Origin of the sequence: Streptomyces sp. LHD-70 (genome assembly GCF_031157275.1) — a bacterium.
Taxonomy (GTDB): Bacteria; Actinomycetota; Actinomycetes; order Streptomycetales; family Streptomycetaceae; genus Streptomyces.
Map to the genome: position 1 here is coordinate 548,993 of NZ_JAVIFW010000002.1, position 16,242 is coordinate 565,234.

At 72.6% G+C, this 16,242-nt stretch carries 13 protein-coding genes; 4 read left to right on the forward strand and 9 right to left on the reverse strand.

The features are described 5' to 3' along the window. Nucleotides 1-57: 57 nt before the first annotated feature. From RCO28_RS07465 to RCO28_RS07490, 6 genes are all read right to left on the reverse strand, one after another. Nucleotides 58-2,691 (reverse strand): SpoIIE family protein phosphatase, encoded by a 2,634-nt coding sequence (locus tag RCO28_RS07465; RefSeq protein ID WP_308940157.1) that lies wholly within the window; start codon nt 2,689-2,691, stop codon nt 58-60. Between the two features lie 170 nt (nt 2,692-2,861). Beyond that, nucleotides 2,862-3,296 carry an ATP-binding protein gene (locus tag RCO28_RS07470; RefSeq protein WP_308940158.1) on the reverse strand — a complete coding sequence of 145 codons (435 nt, stop codon included), beginning with the start codon at nt 3,294-3,296 and terminating at the stop codon, nt 2,862-2,864. 167 nt (nt 3,297-3,463) lie between these two features. Continuing rightward, the gene (locus RCO28_RS07475; RefSeq protein ID WP_308940159.1) at nt 3,464-3,877 is read right to left on the reverse strand and encodes a (deoxy)nucleoside triphosphate pyrophosphohydrolase; all 414 of its coding nucleotides are present in this window, start codon (nt 3,875-3,877) and stop codon (nt 3,464-3,466) included. 96 nt (nt 3,878-3,973) lie between these two features. Continuing rightward, nucleotides 3,974-4,153, reverse strand: coding sequence for an SPOR domain-containing protein (locus tag RCO28_RS07480; protein WP_308940160.1), 180 nt, complete (start codon nt 4,151-4,153; stop codon nt 3,974-3,976). 271 nt (nt 4,154-4,424) lie between these two features. Beyond that, nucleotides 4,425-5,174 carry a GntR family transcriptional regulator gene (locus RCO28_RS07485; RefSeq protein ID WP_308940161.1) on the reverse strand — a complete coding sequence of 250 codons (750 nt, stop codon included), beginning with the start codon at nt 5,172-5,174 and terminating at the stop codon, nt 4,425-4,427. A 77-nt stretch (nt 5,175-5,251) separates the two neighbouring features. Beyond that, a complete protein-coding gene (locus tag RCO28_RS07490) occupies nt 5,252-6,118 on the reverse strand; it encodes a DUF4190 domain-containing protein (RefSeq protein ID WP_308940162.1) in 867 nt (288 codons plus the stop codon). Nucleotides 6,119-6,230: 112 nt separating this feature from the next. On the opposite strand from RCO28_RS07490, the gene RCO28_RS07495 reads away from it, so the two are divergent. Further along, nucleotides 6,231-6,401, forward strand: a complete 171-nt coding sequence (locus RCO28_RS07495; RefSeq protein WP_308940163.1) for a hypothetical protein — start codon at nt 6,231-6,233, stop codon at nt 6,399-6,401. An 85-nt stretch (nt 6,402-6,486) separates the two neighbouring features. Here RCO28_RS07495 and RCO28_RS07500 read toward each other — a convergent pair whose 3' ends face one another. Further along, complete coding sequence (locus RCO28_RS07500; RefSeq protein ID WP_308940164.1) at nt 6,487-8,058, reverse strand: S8 family serine peptidase; 1,572 nt, start codon at nt 8,056-8,058, stop codon at nt 6,487-6,489. Between the two features lie 346 nt (nt 8,059-8,404). Between RCO28_RS07500 and RCO28_RS07505 the strand changes: the two genes are divergently transcribed. Beyond that, nucleotides 8,405-9,526: a pyridoxal-phosphate dependent enzyme gene (locus tag RCO28_RS07505; protein ID WP_308940165.1), complete on the forward strand. Its 1,122-nt coding sequence runs from the start codon at nt 8,405-8,407 to the stop codon at nt 9,524-9,526. 156 nt (nt 9,527-9,682) lie between these two features. Here the strand turns inward: RCO28_RS07505 and RCO28_RS07510 are convergent, their stop codons facing one another. Continuing rightward, nucleotides 9,683-12,607 carry an FAD-linked oxidase C-terminal domain-containing protein gene (locus RCO28_RS07510; protein ID WP_308940166.1) on the reverse strand — a complete coding sequence of 975 codons (2,925 nt, stop codon included), beginning with the start codon at nt 12,605-12,607 and terminating at the stop codon, nt 9,683-9,685. Between the two features lie 58 nt (nt 12,608-12,665). Continuing rightward, nucleotides 12,666-13,940 (reverse strand): aminotransferase class III-fold pyridoxal phosphate-dependent enzyme, encoded by a 1,275-nt coding sequence (locus tag RCO28_RS07515; protein WP_308940167.1) that lies wholly within the window; start codon nt 13,938-13,940, stop codon nt 12,666-12,668. 184 nt (nt 13,941-14,124) lie between these two features. Between RCO28_RS07515 and RCO28_RS07520 the strand changes: the two genes are divergently transcribed. Continuing rightward, on the forward strand, nt 14,125-15,597 hold the full coding sequence (locus tag RCO28_RS07520) for an NAD-dependent succinate-semialdehyde dehydrogenase (RefSeq protein WP_308940168.1): 1,473 nt from the start codon (nt 14,125-14,127) through the stop codon (nt 15,595-15,597). A 64-nt stretch (nt 15,598-15,661) separates the two neighbouring features. After that, on the forward strand, nt 15,662-16,180 hold the full coding sequence (locus tag RCO28_RS07525; protein WP_308940169.1) for a DUF3830 family protein: 519 nt from the start codon (nt 15,662-15,664) through the stop codon (nt 16,178-16,180). Nucleotides 16,181-16,242: the final 62 nt, after the last annotated feature.

Sequence of the window (16,242 nt, forward strand, 5' to 3'; positions counted from 1 at the left end):
TTCGGGGCTCCGCCCCGGACCCCGCTCCTCAAACGCCGGAGGGGCTGAATTTGAGCCCTAGAACATGCTCAACAGCGCCTCCACCGAAGGCTCCTCCGTAGGACCTCCGTCCGGCAGTGGCAGTTCGAACCAGACCGTTTTGCCGCGGGGGGTGCGGCGGGAGCCCCAGGCGGCGCTGAGGAGGCCGACCAGTTGGAGGCCGCGGCCGCCCTCGTCCGTGTCGCGGGCTCGGCGGCGGCGGGGCTGGACCAGGCCCGCGTCCCAGACCTCGCAGACGAGGCTGCGGTCGAGGAGGAGGCGGAGCCGGATCTCGCCCTCGCCGTAGCGCAGGGCGTTGGTGACCAGTTCGCTGACCAGCAACTCCGTGGTGTCGACGAGGGGTTCGAGGTCCCAGGCGAGCAGCTGGGCGCGGGCGTACTCGCGGGCGCGGCCGACGGAGCGGGGCTCGCGCGGGAGCGTCCAGTCGCCGACGGACTCGCCGGGCAGGCCCTGGACGCGGGCCATGAGGAGCGCGATGTCGTCCTCGCCGTGGTGGGTGTCCAGGGTGTTCAGGACGTGGTCGCAGGCGTCCTCGAGGGAGCGGGGCTCGCCCGGGGTGTCCGCCGGGGGCGTGATCGCGTCGCGGAAGGCGCGCAGGCCGTCGTCGAGCGGGTGGTCGCGGGACTCCACGAGGCCGTCGGTGTAGAGGGCGAGCAGGGCGCCCTCGGGGAGATCGATCTCGACCTCCTCGAAGGGCTCGCCGCCGACGCCGAGCGGCATCCCGGGCGGCACCTCCAGCATCAGCGCCGGCTCGCCGGGCTCGACCAGGACGGGCGGCAGATGGCCCGCGTTGGCGAATGTGCAGCGCCGGGTGACCGGGTCGTAGACGGCGTACACGCAGGTCGCGAGGTACACCTCGGCCGGGTCGATGTCGCGGCCCTGCAGCGCGCGGCGGGTGGACTGCGGGGACTGCGGCGGGCGCAGCTGGTTCCCGGCGGTGTGGGCGGGGTTGCCGAGGCCGCGGGCGATCTCGTCGAGGGCGGAGAGCACTTCGGCGGGTTCGAGGTCGAGGAGCGCCAACGTCCGTACGGCCGTACGGAGTTCACCCATGGCGACGGCGGCGCGCAGGCCGCGGCCCATCACATCGCCGACGACGAGCGCGGTGCGGTGTCCGGGCAGTTCGATGACGTCGAACCAGTCGCCGCCGACCTCGGTGGCGGCGTTGCCTGGCAGGTAGCGGCAAGCGATGTCGAGCCCGGACGCCTCGGGGTCGCCGGGCGGGAGCAGGGAACGCTGCAGGATGAGTGCGCGCTCGTGCTCTCTTCGGTACAGGCGGGCGTTGTCGATGCAGACGGCGGCGCGGGCGGCGAGTTCCACGGCGAGGGCGCGGTCGCGGTCGCCGAAGGGTTCGCTGCCCTTGGCGCGGGAGAAGCGGGCGAGTCCTACGACGGTGTCGTGGGCGACCATCGGCACGGCGAGCGTGGACTGCACCAGGCCGTTCTCGTCGCCCCCGGAGATCGTCACCGGGCGGGCGGTGCGCAGGGCGTCCGCGCAGGGCGAGTTGAAGGCGTAGCGGTGCACGGCGCCGACGGTGACGGGCGTGGCGCCCGCGTCGGCGAGCGGGGCGTCGGAGACGGCGCTGGCGAAGGCGACCCGGCGCAGCTCGGCCGAACCGTCGGCGAGGCTTCCGACCTGCGCGGACTCGTCGCCGTCGAGGAGGCCCTGGTAGAGGTCGACGGAGGCGAGGTCGCAGAAGACGGGGACCGTGACGTCGAGGAGTTCGCGTGCGGTGGTCTCCAGGTCGAGGGAGTTGCCGATGCGGGCGCCGGCCTCGTTGAGGAGGGCGAGGTTGCGGCGGGCGTTCGCGGCCTCGCGGGCGGCGGCTTGTCTGCGGGTGACGTCGGTGCCGAGCCCGGCGACGCCGATGGGCCGGCCGCTGCCGCTGTGCACGCGGTAGAGGTTGATCGACCAATGCCTGCGGTCGTTGTTGGAGCCGGGCGCGGGGCCGACGAGCTGCATGTCCGTCACGGACTCGCCGGTCTCCAGGACGTGCCGCAGCGCGGCCTGCATCCGCTCGGCCTCCTGCCGCGGCAGGTAGTCGTGGACGGTGCGGCCGCGGTGCTCGTCCGCGCCACCGCCGAAGACGGCCGCGAAGCGGCGGTTGGCGCGCTGCACCTTGAGGTCGGTGCCGAAGAGCAGGAAGCCGAAGGGTGATTGGCCGAAAATGGCCTGGGACGCGGCGAGGTCGGTCTCGATCCCGCGCAGGGCCCGTACGTCGACGACGATGCAGACCGCGGCCCGGTCGCCGTGCTCGGTCTCGGTGGGCATCACGTACACCTCGGCGATGCCGTTCAGGGCGCGGTCGCCGGGCATCCGGAAGGGGACGACGCCCGTCCACTCACGCCCGTCGAGTATCTCGGCGACCTTGCGGTGGCCGGCTGCGCGCAGGTCGGCGGGGACGAACGCCTCGATCGGGTCCTTGCCGACGGCCTCCCGCGCGGGGATGCCGAAGAGCTGCTCGGCGCGGAGCGACCACTGGTCGATCAGCCCGTCGGGGCCGAGGGCGAAGGACGCGACCTTGATGTAGTCGTAGATCGAACCGGGCGGGCTCGACTGCCACGTGATGTCGCCGGGGGCACCCTCGGCGGCAGTTGGCCGAGTCTCGCCCCTTCGCTGCTCGGGCGTCCGCGCCCTGGCTGGTATCTCGCTCACGCGACCGTCCCCTCCAGCTCACCGCCACCGACCAGGCCCATCGGACGGCTAGCCCGCAGTATCCAGCACTACGGCCGCACGCAACACCGCGTTCACATCTCCTGTCCGTCCCGACATATTCCGGCCGTGTGCCGTCGGGGCGTTCGAGGAGATCGGCTCTCCCTCACCTTCTAACCAGGCAGGGACACCTCGAACCACACGGTCTTGCCCGTCCTGCCTTGTCGAGTACCCCAGCGGCGCGCGGAACAGGCCACCAGCTGCAGTCCGCGCCCGCCTTCGTCATCGGGTTCGGCACTGCGTTCGCGGGGTGGATCCGGAAGCGGGTCGGACACTTCCACCCGCAGCGGATCGGAGCCGTTCACGGGTCGTACGAGGCGTACGCCGATGGGTCCGGTGGCGTGCCGCAGGGAGTTGGTGACGAGTTCGCTGACGAGCAGCACGGTCATGTCGCCGACCTCGTCGAGCCCCCAGGCGTCGAGTTGTTTGCGCACGCGGGCGCGGGCGGTGCGGACGGCTCCGGGTTCGGCGGGGAAGTGCCACTCGGCGCGCTCCGGGCCCTCGGCTCCCTCAGCGCGGTCGCCGTCGCTGTCGATCACGCCGATCACTTCCAAAAGGACCAGGGGGAAGGTGGCAGTACCCGTCCGGTTTCATGGGGTTAATCAGCACATACCCGATATCAAGAGGGCCCTACCGTATGCGCGGGCGCACGGTGGAGCGAACGGCGCGACGAGTTCCGCGCCCGCCACCTCGCACGCCCCCTGCCGATGGGTCCTCACGAGCGATGCGCGTGCCAGCGTGCCGCCTCCGTCACCGCCGGCCGGTCGTGCTCCAGCCAGTCCACGTCCCAGAGCTCGTCGGGCGCGAGCCAGCGCAGCGCGTCGTGGTCCTCCAGGGGGCGTACGCCCTCGGGGCTCGCGGAGATCAACTCGGCGGCCCAGACCCGCAGGACGTACCCGGGGCGCTCGAGCGGCCACTCGCCGGGGACCCGTTCCAGGAGCTTGACCTCGACGCCGAGTTCCTCGCGCAGTTCGCGCACGAGGGCCTGCTCGGGGTCTTCGCCCGGTTCGACCTTGCCGCCGGGGAGTTCCCAGCGTCCGGCCAGGTGGGCGGGGGCGCTGCGCCGGGCGGCGAGCAGGCGCCCTCCGGCGTACAGGGCGCCGCCGACGACGAGGATGCGTTCCGTCATGCGCCGGAGCCTAGGCGCACTCCGGCGCCGGGCCGGAACGCCAGGGGCAATCCCCGGCCGTCGCGGACCCGCAAAGACCGGGAGACGTCCCCTGGGTCACGCGGTCTTCTGGCTCAGCCGCTCGATCACGTACAGCTGCTTGTGGCCGCGGTTCTCCAGGCTGTCGGCGACCTGCTGGGCCTCCGACCTGGTGGCGTACCGGCCGACGCGGTAGCGGTTGCCGTTGTCGTCCTGGCGTATGACATGCCACGGGAGCATCGTGCTGCCTTCGTTCATCGCACCTCTCCCCCCGCCGCCGGCCGTGGCCGTCTCCCGTCCGCTGACGCAATCCCGTGACGCATATGCCCGAGCGTACGCCCGGACTTCACACAGCGGATACGGAATAGCACAAAGAGATACGCAATCGGCCAGGACCGGACCAAGTCCGAGGGGGCGCACGGCTCGCGTGCGCCCCTCAAGGCCTGTGCGTCAGCACCGAAGACCGTACGCGGGCGGGGAGTTGAGCCCCCGTCACGGGCGGGGGGCGCCTCGCTTCACGGGCTCGCGGTCACTTCACCGGCAGGTGGTACGCCACGCGGTACCGGTCGGCGGGCACGACCACGTCCGCCGTCTCGACAGGGCGGCCCGAGGCGAAGTACGTCCGCTCGATGACGAGGACGACATGGCCCGGCACGCCGCCGAGCGCGAGGAGCTCCCCGGCGAGGCCGGGGCGGGCGCCGACCTCCTCCGCGACGTTGTCGACGATCACGTCGATCGCGGCCATCCGCTCGACCACGCCGCAGCCGCCGAGCGGGCCCTCCTCGGGGAGCATCACCGGCGTACGCCCCGTGACCGCCAGGGGCTCCCAGGAGGTGGAGAGCATCATGGGCTCACCGGCGTCCCGGAAGACGTACTTCGTCCGCATCACGCGGTCGCCCGGCTTGATCGCGAGCCGCTCGGCGATCTCCGGGTCGGCCTCGACCTGTTCGCTGCGGGACTCCCACGTGCCGCGCGCCCCGGCCTCGGCCTGCTCCTGCCGGAAGGGCGTGGAGCCGCTCGACCGGTACGCGGAGCGGGCGACGCGGCGCGGCACCGGGCGCTCCCGCACATAGGTGCCGGAGCCGGAGCGGCCCTCGACCAGGCCCTCGGCCATCAGGACCTTGCGGGCCTCGAGGGCGACGGTGTCCGAGACCCCGTACTCCTCGCGGATGCGTGCCTGCGAGGGCAGCCGGGTGTGGGGCGGGAGCGCGCCGTTGACGATCTGCTTGCGAAGATCGTCGGCAACGCGCAGATACGCCGGCTGCTCACCGATTGTCACGAGCCACTCCCATCAGGTTGACAGACAGCAACAGCCTGACAACCCACGGTTGAGGACCGCAACCTTAGGCCAGAGAATCACCCGAAGTGATGACTTGTCTTGACGGAGACCGCGGCACCCTCACCGGGGTTGCCGTCGAGGCCGCCCGGGTCGCCTTCGAGGCCGCCCGGGTCGCCGTCCTGGCCCCCGGTGGATCCAGAACCTCCGTCGGACCCGCCGCCCGTCGTGTCCCGCAGCGAGCCGGTGAGCTTGCCGCCGTCCTCCGCGCCGACGAGGCAGGTCACGGTGCGGTCGCCGAGGGACCAGCTCCGCGCGGTCGGGTAGAAGTAGTAGTCGTAGACGTTGCCGGAGGACGCCGCGCGGTCACCGAAGTAGCCCTCGGAGAAGGCCGCACAGCGTTCCTCGGCGAGGCGGCTGATGCGGTCCACGCCGGGGTAAGGCCCTTCGTCGAGGCGGAAGTTGCCGTACGCCTCGCCGTCATGGGGCTGCGCGCAGTCCACGATGTCCACGTCGTAGGTCTCGCCCTCCAGCTTGCCCGTGGGCGAGTCGAAGCAGTCCCCCTCCGCCAGCGAGAACGCCGAGCGGTCGTCCCGCGACTCCTCGGCCGCGCCCGTGAAGCCGCCCCAGAAGCTCGCGGCCCAGCCGAGCGAGAAGGCGAGCACGACGAAGGCGGTACCGATCGAGGAGAGGGTGACGCCCGCGACCGCCATGCCCTTGCCGCGCTGCCCGTTCCGCTTGATCTGCGAGAGCGCGACGAGCCCGAGGACCAGGCCGAGCGGCGGCAGGAAGCACAGGATGCCGAGCACCATCGACGTGACGGCCAGCCCGTTGGTCGACTGCGGCTGCTGCGGGTACGGATAGGGCGGCTGCCAGCCGTACGGCGGCGGAGCGCCCTGCCCGTAAGGCGGCGGCTGCGGGCCCTGGGGCGGCGGGGGTATGGCCACGGGTACGGTGCTCCTGGTCGGGATCGGACGGCGGTACATGCGAACGGTCGCGCGAATCGTACGTCGGGGCAGCGGGGCCGGGGGCGGCAGATGGCCGTGAACCGGGGGACGGGTGCGGGCGCTGAACGCGCTCACGGCCCGCTGGGCGGACGCCGCGAGGGATGCAGGCAGGGGCACCGTGTTCGCGGCCGCCGTTGTGTGGCCGCTCCTCGGACTGCTCGGACTGCTCGCGGAGGGCGCGGACGCGGCGGTACGGGGCGAGTTGGCCATGAAGCACAGTTGACAGGCCGTCATACAGGAAAGGGGCCCGGAACGTTGCCGGCGCCGGCAACGTTCCGGGCCCCTTCAGGCAGCCGGACCCGAGCGCGCTAGAACTGCAGCGCCCAGGAGTCGATCTTCCCGGTGTCATAGCTCGCGTTGTCGCTGACCCGGAGCTTCCAGGTGCCGTCCGCCGTCTCGGACGAGGCGTTCACCGTGTACGTGGTGTTGATGTCGTTCGCGCTGCCGCCCGTGCCGTACCCCTTCAGCGTGTACGCGGTGCCGTCCGGGGCGATCAGCTGGACGCGCAGGTCGCCGATGTAGGTGTGGGCGATGTTCACCGGCACCTGCAGCGCGGCCGGGGCCCTGCCGGAGACGCCGGTGACCGGGAGCGGCGAGTCGACGGTCGCGTTGTCGTTGATCGCGTAGTCCGTGGCGTTCTCGAAGCGCTTGCCGGGCGGCGTGGTGTCGCCCGGGCCGACGTTCAGGAGACGGTTCGGCGAGCCGCTGCCGGGGCTCGTGACGACGCCCGTGCTGGCCGCGGCGACCAGCGCGTCCCGCACCTGCGCCGGGGTGGCGCTCGGCGCGCCCGCCAGGTGCAGGGCCGCCGCGCCCGCGACGTGCGGGGCCGCCATCGACGTACCGGAGATCGTGTTGGTGGCGCTGTCCCCGGTGTTCCAGGTCGATGTGATGGACGAGCCCGGCGCGAAGATGTCCAGGACGCTGCCGTAGTTGGAGTAGCTCGCCTTGGCGTCCGTGCTGGTGGTGGCGCCTACGGTGATGCCCTCGGTGACGCGTGCCGGGGAGCGGGTGGAGGCGTCGGTGGACTCGTTGCCCGCCGCGAGCGAGTAGGTCACGCCGGAGGCGATGGAGTTGCGGACGGCCGTGTCGAGGGCCGAGTCCGCGCCGCCGCCGAGGCTCATGTTGGCCACGGCCGGCTTCACGGCGTTGTTCGTGACCCAGTCGATGCCCGCGACGACACCCGCGGTCGTGCCCGAGCCCTGGTTGTCGAGGACGCGGACGCCGACGACCTTCGCCTTCTTCGCCACCCCGTGCGCGGTCCCGGCCACCGTGCCCGCGACGTGCGTGCCGTGGCCGTGGCCGTCCTGCGCGGTGTTGTCGTTGTCGACGGCGTCATAGCCGTACGAGGCACGGCCGCCGAAGTCGCTGTGGCTGATGCGGACGCCGGTGTCGATGACGTACACGGTCACACCCTCGCCGGCCTTGTCCGGGTAGGTGTAACTCTGGTTCAGGGGAAGGGACTTCTGGTCGATCCGGTCCAGGCCCCAGGACGGCGGGTTGGGCTGCGTGGCGTCGATGGTGAAGGTCCGGTTCTGGACCACCGAGGCCACCGCCGGGTCGGCCGCGAACCGCTCCGCCTCGGCCTTCGATGCCTCGACCTCGTAGCCGTTCAGCGCGGCGGTGTACGTGCGCTCGATCTTCGCGCCGTACCCCTTCGCCAGGCTCTTGCCCTTCGCCGAACTCGACTTCGCCGCGCTCTTCTTGAGGGTCACGATGTAGCTGTCCGCGATCGCGCCGGGCGCCCCGGCGTTCTCGATGGTGCCGACTCGGGCGTCGGCCGCTCCCGCCTGGGGTGCGGCGAGGACGCCGAGCGCGAGGGCCGCGACGGCGAGGCCGGTGGTGCCTGCGAATCTTCGCCGTGCGGTTCTCTTCAGTGCCATCTGAGGGATCCTCCTCGTCGATGGTGCGCTGGTGGGGGTGGTGGTGCAGGTGTGCACGCCGAAGCGCCGATCGGGCAGGAGAGCGTGAAGCACGAGCACGAGCAACGAACTGGGCGAGCGTGCACAAGGAACACGACCAGGCCCGCCGCACAGACGTTCTGGGCCGGTCGCCGTCCGAAAGATTGGCTGATCCACAGGATTCCCACAAGAGGCCGGTACGACGTAACCGTGCTGCCACGCCGCCGACATGATGACCAGTCAGCACCATTCGTGCACTAATCGCCAACAGTCGCTATCAGTCAGCACATGAGCGGATTCACGGCACTTGAAGATCTAAGGTCGGTTCATGATGTCTCTGCCGGACTTCGTCTGCCCAGCGGACGGCACCCGGGTGCGCGCGGGCTCCCTCGCCTGGTGCTGCCCGGTCTGCCGCGGCCCCCTCGACCTGGACTTCCATCCGACGCCCACCGATCTCAAGGCGCTCGCCGGGCGGGTCAACTCGCTGTGGCGGTACTCCGGTTCACTGCCGCTCGCCGCGCCCGAGGTGAGCCTCGGCGAGGGCCGGACCCCGCTCGTCGACCTGACGGAGACGATCACGGCGAAGCTGGACTTCCTGATGCCGACGCTCTCCTTCAAGGACCGCGGCGCCGTCCTCCTCGCCGAGCTGGCCCGCCGCCTCGCCCCCGAGCGGGTCGTCGCCGACAGCAGTGGCAACGCGGGCACGGCCGTCGCCGCGTACACCGCCCGCGCCGGCCTTGACTGCACGGTGTACGTGCCCGTCACCACCTCGCCGAAGAAGCTGGAGCAGATCCGGGCGCACGGCGCGCACGTCGAGACGGTCCCCGGCGACCGCGAGGCCACGGCGCTCGCGGCCCGCGCGGCGGCCGACGAACCCGGCACGTTCTACGCGTCCCACGTGCACAATCCGTACTTCCTGCACGGCACGAAGACGTACGTCCTCGAACTCTGGGAGGACCTCGGCGGCCGTCTGCCCGATGTCCTGGTCGTGCCCGTCGGCAACGGCACCCTGCTCCTGGGCGCCGCGCTCGCCCTGCGCGAGCTGCACTCCGCCGGGCAGATCGGGCGCTTCCCGGCGCTGTACGGGGTGCAGGCCGCGGCCGTCGCCCCGGTCGCGGCGGCCTGGGCGGAGGGGGCCGCCGACCTGCCGCCGGAGCCGTACCCTTCGCGGCCCACGTACGCCGAGGGCATCGCCATCCCCCGGCCGCCGCGCGCCCGGCAGATCCTGGCCGCGGTACGGCAGTTCGGCGGCGGCTTCCTCACGGTCCCGGACCCGGCGATCGCCTCCGCCCAGCGGGATCTCGCCGAGCGCGGCCTGTTCGTCGAGTCGACGGCCGCGGTGTGCTGGGCGGCGGTACGGGGCGGGCGCTTCGGGGAGCGGACGGTGGCGGTGCCGTTGTGTGGGGCGGGGGTGAAGTCGGGGTTGGTGCGGGAGCCCAGGTGGGCGTGAGGGTGCCGTCGACTCGGGCCCCGCCACGGGGGGCTCCGCCCCCGGACCCCGGCTCCTCAATCGCCGGAGGGGCTCCCTTTGCCGTCGTTCGGCTGCCGCGCCGCCGTGGCTGGTCGCGCCCCGCGGCGGAGCCGCCGATGTCACAGCCCCGCGCCCCTATCGGGGCAGCGCGTCCCGCAGCAGCTCAGCCAGGTGCCGGGCCCGCCGGGACGACAGCTGATCGATCTGCGTACGGCAACTGAACCCGTCCGCCAACACCACCGCCTCATCCGGCGCCGCCCGCAACGCAGGCAGCAGCGCCTGCTCTCCGACCTGCACCGACACGTCGTAATGCCCCCGCTCGAAGCCGAAGTTGCCCGCCAGGCCGCAGCAGCCGGAGTCGAGGCGGCCGCTGTCGACGCCGACGCGGGCGAGGACCCGGTCGTCGGCGGCGCTGCCGAGCGTGGCGTGCTGGTGGCAGTGGGTCTGGGTGAGGGCCGTGGTGTCCAGGCGGGCGAACGGGGCGTCGGGGGCGCGCCGGTCCAGGAGCTCGGCGAACGTCAGGGTCTGCTCGGCGGCGCGCCGGGCCCGTTCATCCCCGGCGAGGAGTTCCGTACCGTCGCTGCGGAACAGGGACGTGCAGCTGGGCTCCAGGCCGACCAGGGGGATCCCGCGGCGCAGATACGGGTCGACGGCGTCGAGCGTGCGGCTCAACCGCCTGCGCGCGGCGTCGAGTTGGCCGGTGGTCAGCCAGGTGAGGCCGCAGCAGAGCCGGTCGGGAGGCAGGAGCACCTCGAAGCCCGCGCTCTCCAGGACCTCCACCGCTGCCCGTCCGACCTCGGGCGTGAAGAACTCCGTGAACGTGTCCGGCCAGAGCAGGACCTGCTGCCGTTCACCCTCCGAGGCAGGTGCGGGACGGGACTCGAACCAGCGGCGGAACCGCTGCGTCGCGAACAGCGGCACCGCGCGCTGCGGGGCGATCCCGCCCATCCGCTTGAGCAGGGCCGCCGCGGCCGGGTTCTGCGTCACCGCGTTGGCGAGGCGCGGCGCCTTCCCGGCCAGCCGGGCCCACAGCGGGAGCCGGCCCAGGGTGTAGTGCGTGACGGGGCGCAGCCGGCCGCGGTAGTGCTGGTGCAGGAACTCCGCCTTGTACGTGGCCATGTCGACGCCGACCGGGCAGTCGCTCTTGCAGCCCTTGCAGGACAGGCACAGGTCCAGGGACTGCCGTACCTCCTTCGAGCGCCAGCCGGCCGTGACCACGTCGCCCTGCACCATCTCGTAGAGGACGCGGGCGCGGCCGCGGGTGGAGTCCTTCTCGTCGCGCGTCGCGCGGTAGCTCGGGCACATCACGCCGCCGGACGACGTGCGGCACTTGGCGATGCCGACGCAGCGGCGCAGCGCGCGGCTCAGGTCGCCGTCGTCCTCGGCGAGGGCGAGGGTCGTGGTGAGCGGCAGTTGCGGCCGGTGCCCCGGCCGGATGCGGAGGCGTTCGTCGGCGGGGCGGGGGTGGACGAGGATGCCGGGGTTGAGCCGGTTCTCCGGGTCCCACACGTCCTTGAAGTCGGCGAACGCGGCCATCGCCTCGGGGCTGTAGACCAGCGGCAGGAACTCGGCGCGGGCCTGCCCGTCCCCGTGCTCCCCGGACAGCGTGCCGCCGTGCGAGGCGACGAGCCGGGCCGCGTCCGTCATGAACTGCCGGAACGTGCGCAGACCTTCCGGCGTCTCGTGGTCGAAGTCGATCCTGATGTGTACGCAGCCCTCGCCGAAGTGCCCGTACGGCGTGCCCTGCAGTCCGTGCCGGGCGAGCAGCGATTCCAGGTCCCGCAGATAGTCGCCGAGGTGCTCGACGGGGACGGCGGAGTCCTCCCAGCCGGGCCAGGCCTCCGAGCCGTCCGGGGCGCGGGTGGCGAGGCCCGAGCTGTCCTCGCGGATCCGCCAGAGCGCGGCCTGCTCGGCGGGGTCGGCGACGAGCCGGACGGCGATCGCGCCGGTGTCGCGGCGCAGGGCGGCCGCCAACTCCTCGTCGGAGTGGGGGTCTTGAGCGGCGATGTCGGAATCGGAGTACCCGAACTCGCAGAGCAGCCAGCCCCGGCCCTCCGGCAGGAGCTTCTCCGGTTCGGCGTCGGGAACGTTGCGGCGCAGGGCCGCCACCTGGTCGCCGCCGAGGCCCTCGCAGGCGATCGGGTGGTGCTCCAGGACGTGCCGGGCCGCGTCGCCCGCCGCGGGCAGGTCGGCGAAGCCCAGGGCGACGAGGGTGCGGCGGGCGGGCAGCGGGACGAGCCGGACGGTGGCGGCGAGGACGACCGCGCAGGTGCCCTCCGTACCGACGAGGACGGCAGCCGGGTCGAAGCCGCGCTCGGGCAGCAGATGTTCCAGGCTGTAGCCGGACACCTGGCGAGGAAAGCGGCCGAACTCGGTGCGGAGCAGGGCGAGATGGGCGTCCCGCAGGTCCCGGAGCCGGGCGTGGATCTCGCCGCGCCGGCCGCCCGCCTCGATGACCCGCAGCAGCTCCTCCTCGCTGAGCTTCCGCAGGGTCATGCGGTGTCCGTCGTACGTCACCACGTCGAGCTCGACGACGTTGTCCGCCGTGCGGCCCCAGGCGACGGAGTGGGTGCCGCAGGCGTTGTTGCCGATCATGCCGCCGACGGTGCAGCGGGCATGCGTCGACGGGTCGGGCCCGAACCGCAGGCCGTACGGGCGGAGCACCTGCTGCAGGTCGTCGAGGACCACGCCGGGCTCCACGCGCGCGGTGCGGACCTCGGGGTCGACGTCGAGCACGGCGCCGAGGTGGCGCGAGGTGTCGACGACGACGCCGTCCCCGACCGCCTGCCCGGCGATCGAGGTGCCCGCGCCGCGCAGTGTGACGGCCATGCCGTACCGGTGGCAGACCGCGAGCGTGTCGACCAGCTCGTCGGTGGAGCCGGGCAGCACCACGGCGGCCGGGACCTGCCGGTAGGTGGAGGCGTCCTGGGCGTACTCGGCGCGGCGGCGGGCCCCGAAGGCGACCTCGCCGCTCACGACGGCGGCCCGCAGGTCCCGTTCCAGCCGTGCCAGGGTGCGCCGTGCGGGGGTGTCGGTGCGCGGCTCGGCAGAGGTGGACATGCGGGCTCAACTCCTCGGTGTACGGGGTGACTTGGCGGTGGGGTGGGTCAGTGCGGCCTCACCCGCCCAGGACCGCGTCCACGGACTCCGTCCACAGCCGCAGGCCCTCCGCGACCTCGCCCTCGTTCACGACGAGCGGCGGGATCATGCGGACCACCTGGCCCTGGGTGCCGCAGGTGAGCAGCAGCAGGCCGCGCTCCCCCGCCGCGGCGTGCACCTTCGCGGCGGTGGCGCCGTCCGGCTCGCCCTCGGCGTCGGTGAACTCGGTGCCCGCCATCAGGCCGAGCCCGCGCACGTCGCCGATGCCGGCGCGGCCCTCGCCCGCCGCGTGCCGCGCGGCGACCTCGCGCAGGCCCGAGAAGAGCTGGGCGCCGCGCGTGGCCGCGTTCTCGACGAGCTTCTCGTCCTGGATGACGTCGAGCGTGGCGATGGCGGCGGCGCACGCGACCGCGTTCCCGCCGTACGTACCGCCCTGCGAGCCCGGCCAGGCCTTCGCCATCAGCGCCTCCGGGGCGGCGATGGCCGACAGCGGGAAGCCGCTGGCCAGGCCCTTCGCGGTGACGACGATGTCGGGCCTGCCGCCGAAGTGGTCGTGGCCCCAGAACTTGCCGGTGCGGCCGAAGCCGGTCTGCACCTCGTCCAGGATCAGCAGGATGCCGTGCCGGTCGGCGCGCTCCCTGAGCCCCTGGAGGAAGGCGGTGTTGGCCGGTACGTACCCGCCCTCGCCGAGGACCGGTTCGACGATGAACGCGGCGGTGTCGGCGGGGGCCGTGACCGTGGCGAGCAGCTGGTCCAGCTCGCGCAGCGCGAAGCGGGTCGCGGTCTCCTCGTCCCAGCCGTAGTGGAAGGCGTTCGGGAACGGGGCGAGGGCGACGCCGGGCATCAGCGGGCCGTACCCGGAGCGGAACTTGGTGGCCGAGGTCGTCATCGAGGCGGCAGCCATCGTGCGCCCGTGGAAGCCGCCCTGGAAGGCGACGATGTTGGGCCGCCCTGTGGCCTGCTTGGCCAGGCGCATGGCCGCCTCGACGGCCTCGGAGCCGGAGTTGACGTAGAACAGCGAGTCGATCCCGGCGGGCAGGACCTCGCCGAGGCGCTCGGTCAGGGTCAGCAGCGGCTGGTGCAGGACCGTCGTGTACTGGCCGTGCACCAGCTTTCCGACCTGGTCCTGCGCGGCGGCGACCACGCGCGGGTGGCAGTGCCCGGTGCTGGTGACGCCGATCCCGGCGGTGAAGTCCAGGTGGGCGCGCCCGGATTCGTCGTAGAGGTGGACACCCTCGCCGCGTACGGCCAGGACCTGCGTTGCCTGCTTCAGGACGGGGGACAGTGCACTCATGGGACGTCTCCTCGGACGCTTACGGCACGGCTCTCGGTCACCCGAGGGACTTCCCGGGGCGTGCCCGGGGGCCTCTCGGGGCGTTCTCAGGACTGTCGATTCATCGTAGGATTGTCAACAACCTGCACGCATGCAAGCATGCCATTTCAGACGCTGTCCATAGGCGAGTTGAGCGGGAGTACGCGTGAGCACTTGGACGCAACACGAGCGGGCCGTCGTCGACGCCGTGCCGGACGGACTCTTCATCGGCGGGAGCTGGCGCCCGGCCGCCTCCGGGGCGCGGTTCCCGGTGGAGGACCCGGCCCTCGCCCGCGAGCTGCGCACCGTCGCGGACGCGGACGCGCAGGACGCCCGCGCGGCGGCCGAGGCGGCGGGCGCGGCGCAGGAGGCCTGGGCGGCGACGGCTCCGCGCGAGCGCGGCGAGATTCTGCGCAGGGCCTACGAACTGCTGCTTGAGCGCAAGGACGACCTCGCGCTCCTGATGACCCTGGAGATGGGCAAGCCGCTGGCCGAGGCCAAGGGCGAGGTGGCGTACGCGGCGGAGTTCTTCCGCTGGTTCGCCGAGGAGGCCGTCCGGATCGACGGCGGGTTCCAGACCTCGCCCGACGGCAAGGACCGCTTCGTCGTGATGCGCCGCCCGGTGGGCCCGGTGCTGCTGATCACGCCGTGGAACTTCCCGCTCGCGATGGGTACGCGCAAGATCGGCCCGGCCGTCGCCGCGGGCTGCACGATGATCGTCAAGCCCGCCGAGCAGACCCCGCTGTCGCTGCTCGCGCTCGCCGGGATCCTGCGCGAGGCGGGCCTGCCGGACGGTGTGCTGAACGTCCTGACGACCAGCCGCCCGGGTGAGGTCGTCGAGCCGCTGCTTCGCGGCGGGATCATCCGGAAGCTGTCGTTCACGGGGTCGACGGCCGTCGGGCGGCTGCTGTTGGAGCAGTCGGCCGCGCAGGTCCTGCGGGTCTCCCTGGAGCTCGGCGGCAACGCCCCGTTCCTGGTCTTCGAGGACGCCGACCTGGACCGCGCGGTGGAGGGCGCCCTCGCCGCGAAGATGCGCAACATGGGCGAGGCCTGCACGGCCGCCAACCGCCTGTACGTCCACGAGAGCGTCGCCGGGGCCTTCGCCGAGCGCCTCGCCGCCCGGATGGGCGCCCTCACCGTGGGCCGCGGCACCGAACCGGGCGTCGACGTCGGCCCGCTGATCGACGCGGACGGCCGCGGCAAGGTCGACGAGCTGGTCGAGGACGCGGTGGGGCGCGGTGCGAAGACCCTGGTCGGCGGCGAACATGCCCCGGGCGACGGGTACTTCTACCGGCCGACGGTCCTGACCGGCGTCCCCGCCGACGCGGCGATGCTGCACCAGGAGATCTTCGGGCCCGTGGCCCCGGTGCTCACGTTCACCGACGAGGACGAGGTGGTCGCCGCCGCCAACGACACCCCGTACGGACTGGTCAGCTATGTCTTCACGCAGAGCCTGGAGCGGGCGTTCCGGCTCGGCGAGCGCCTGGACACCGGCATGGTCGGGCTGAACAAGGGCGTGGTGTCCAACCCGGCGGCGCCGTTCGGCGGGGTCAAGCAGTCGGGCCTCGGCCGTGAGGGCGGCACCGTCGGTATCGACGAGTTCCTGGAGACCCGCTATCTCGCCATGCCGCTGAGCTGATCCCGAGCCCGGCCCCGCACGCCTGTCGGCCCGCCCGCACCCACCGCATCGGAGAGTCAAGCCCATGGCCCGCCACATCGAGGTCTCGCTGCCCAAGCGCGGCGTCACCTGCACCGCCCTGCTCCTCGACGACAAGGCCCCGGTCACCTGCCAGGCCGTGTGGAACGCGCTGCCGCTCGGCGGCGACGTCTACCACGCGAAGTACGCCCGCAACGAGATCTACACCCTGGTCCCCCCGTTCGCCCCGCAGGAGCCCCCGCTGGAGAACCCGACGATCACCCCGATCCCGGGCGACCTCTGCTACTTCACGTTCACGGACACGCAGTTGAACACCTCCTCGTACGGGTACGAGGCGGCGGCCGAGCAGCAGGGCGGGCAGGCCGCGCACGCCGAGCGCAGCACGGTCGTCGACCTCGCGCTGTTCTACGAGCGCAACAACCTCCTGATCAACGGCGACCAGGGCTGGGTGCCCGGCATCGTCTGGGGCACGATCGTCGACGGCCTCGACGAGATGGCGGAGGCCTGCCAGGACCTGTGGCGGGCGGGCGCGCTCGGCGAGTCGCTGCAGTTCCGCAGGGCCTGAGCACAGGTGAAGGGGCGGGCCGTCCGGCCCGCCCCTTCACCTGTGATGTCTCACTGTGTCAT

Coding starts and splice junctions, on each gene's coding strand:
- RCO28_RS07515 (WP_308940167.1), bottom strand. CDS start 13,940: ATGAGTGCACTGTCCCCCGTCCTGAAGCAGGCAACGCAGGTCCTGGCC.
- RCO28_RS07480 (WP_308940160.1), bottom strand. CDS start 4,153: ATGAACGAAGGCAGCACGATGCTCCCGTGGCATGTCATACGCCAGGAC.
- RCO28_RS07500 (WP_308940164.1), bottom strand. CDS start 8,058: ATGGCACTGAAGAGAACCGCACGGCGAAGATTCGCAGGCACCACCGGC.
- RCO28_RS07505 (WP_308940165.1), top strand. CDS start 8,405: ATGATGTCTCTGCCGGACTTCGTCTGCCCAGCGGACGGCACCCGGGTG.
- RCO28_RS07475 (WP_308940159.1), bottom strand. CDS start 3,877: ATGACGGAACGCATCCTCGTCGTCGGCGGCGCCCTGTACGCCGGAGGG.
- RCO28_RS07525 (WP_308940169.1), top strand. CDS start 15,662: ATGGCCCGCCACATCGAGGTCTCGCTGCCCAAGCGCGGCGTCACCTGC.
- RCO28_RS07510 (WP_308940166.1), bottom strand. CDS start 12,607: ATGTCCACCTCTGCCGAGCCGCGCACCGACACCCCCGCACGGCGCACC.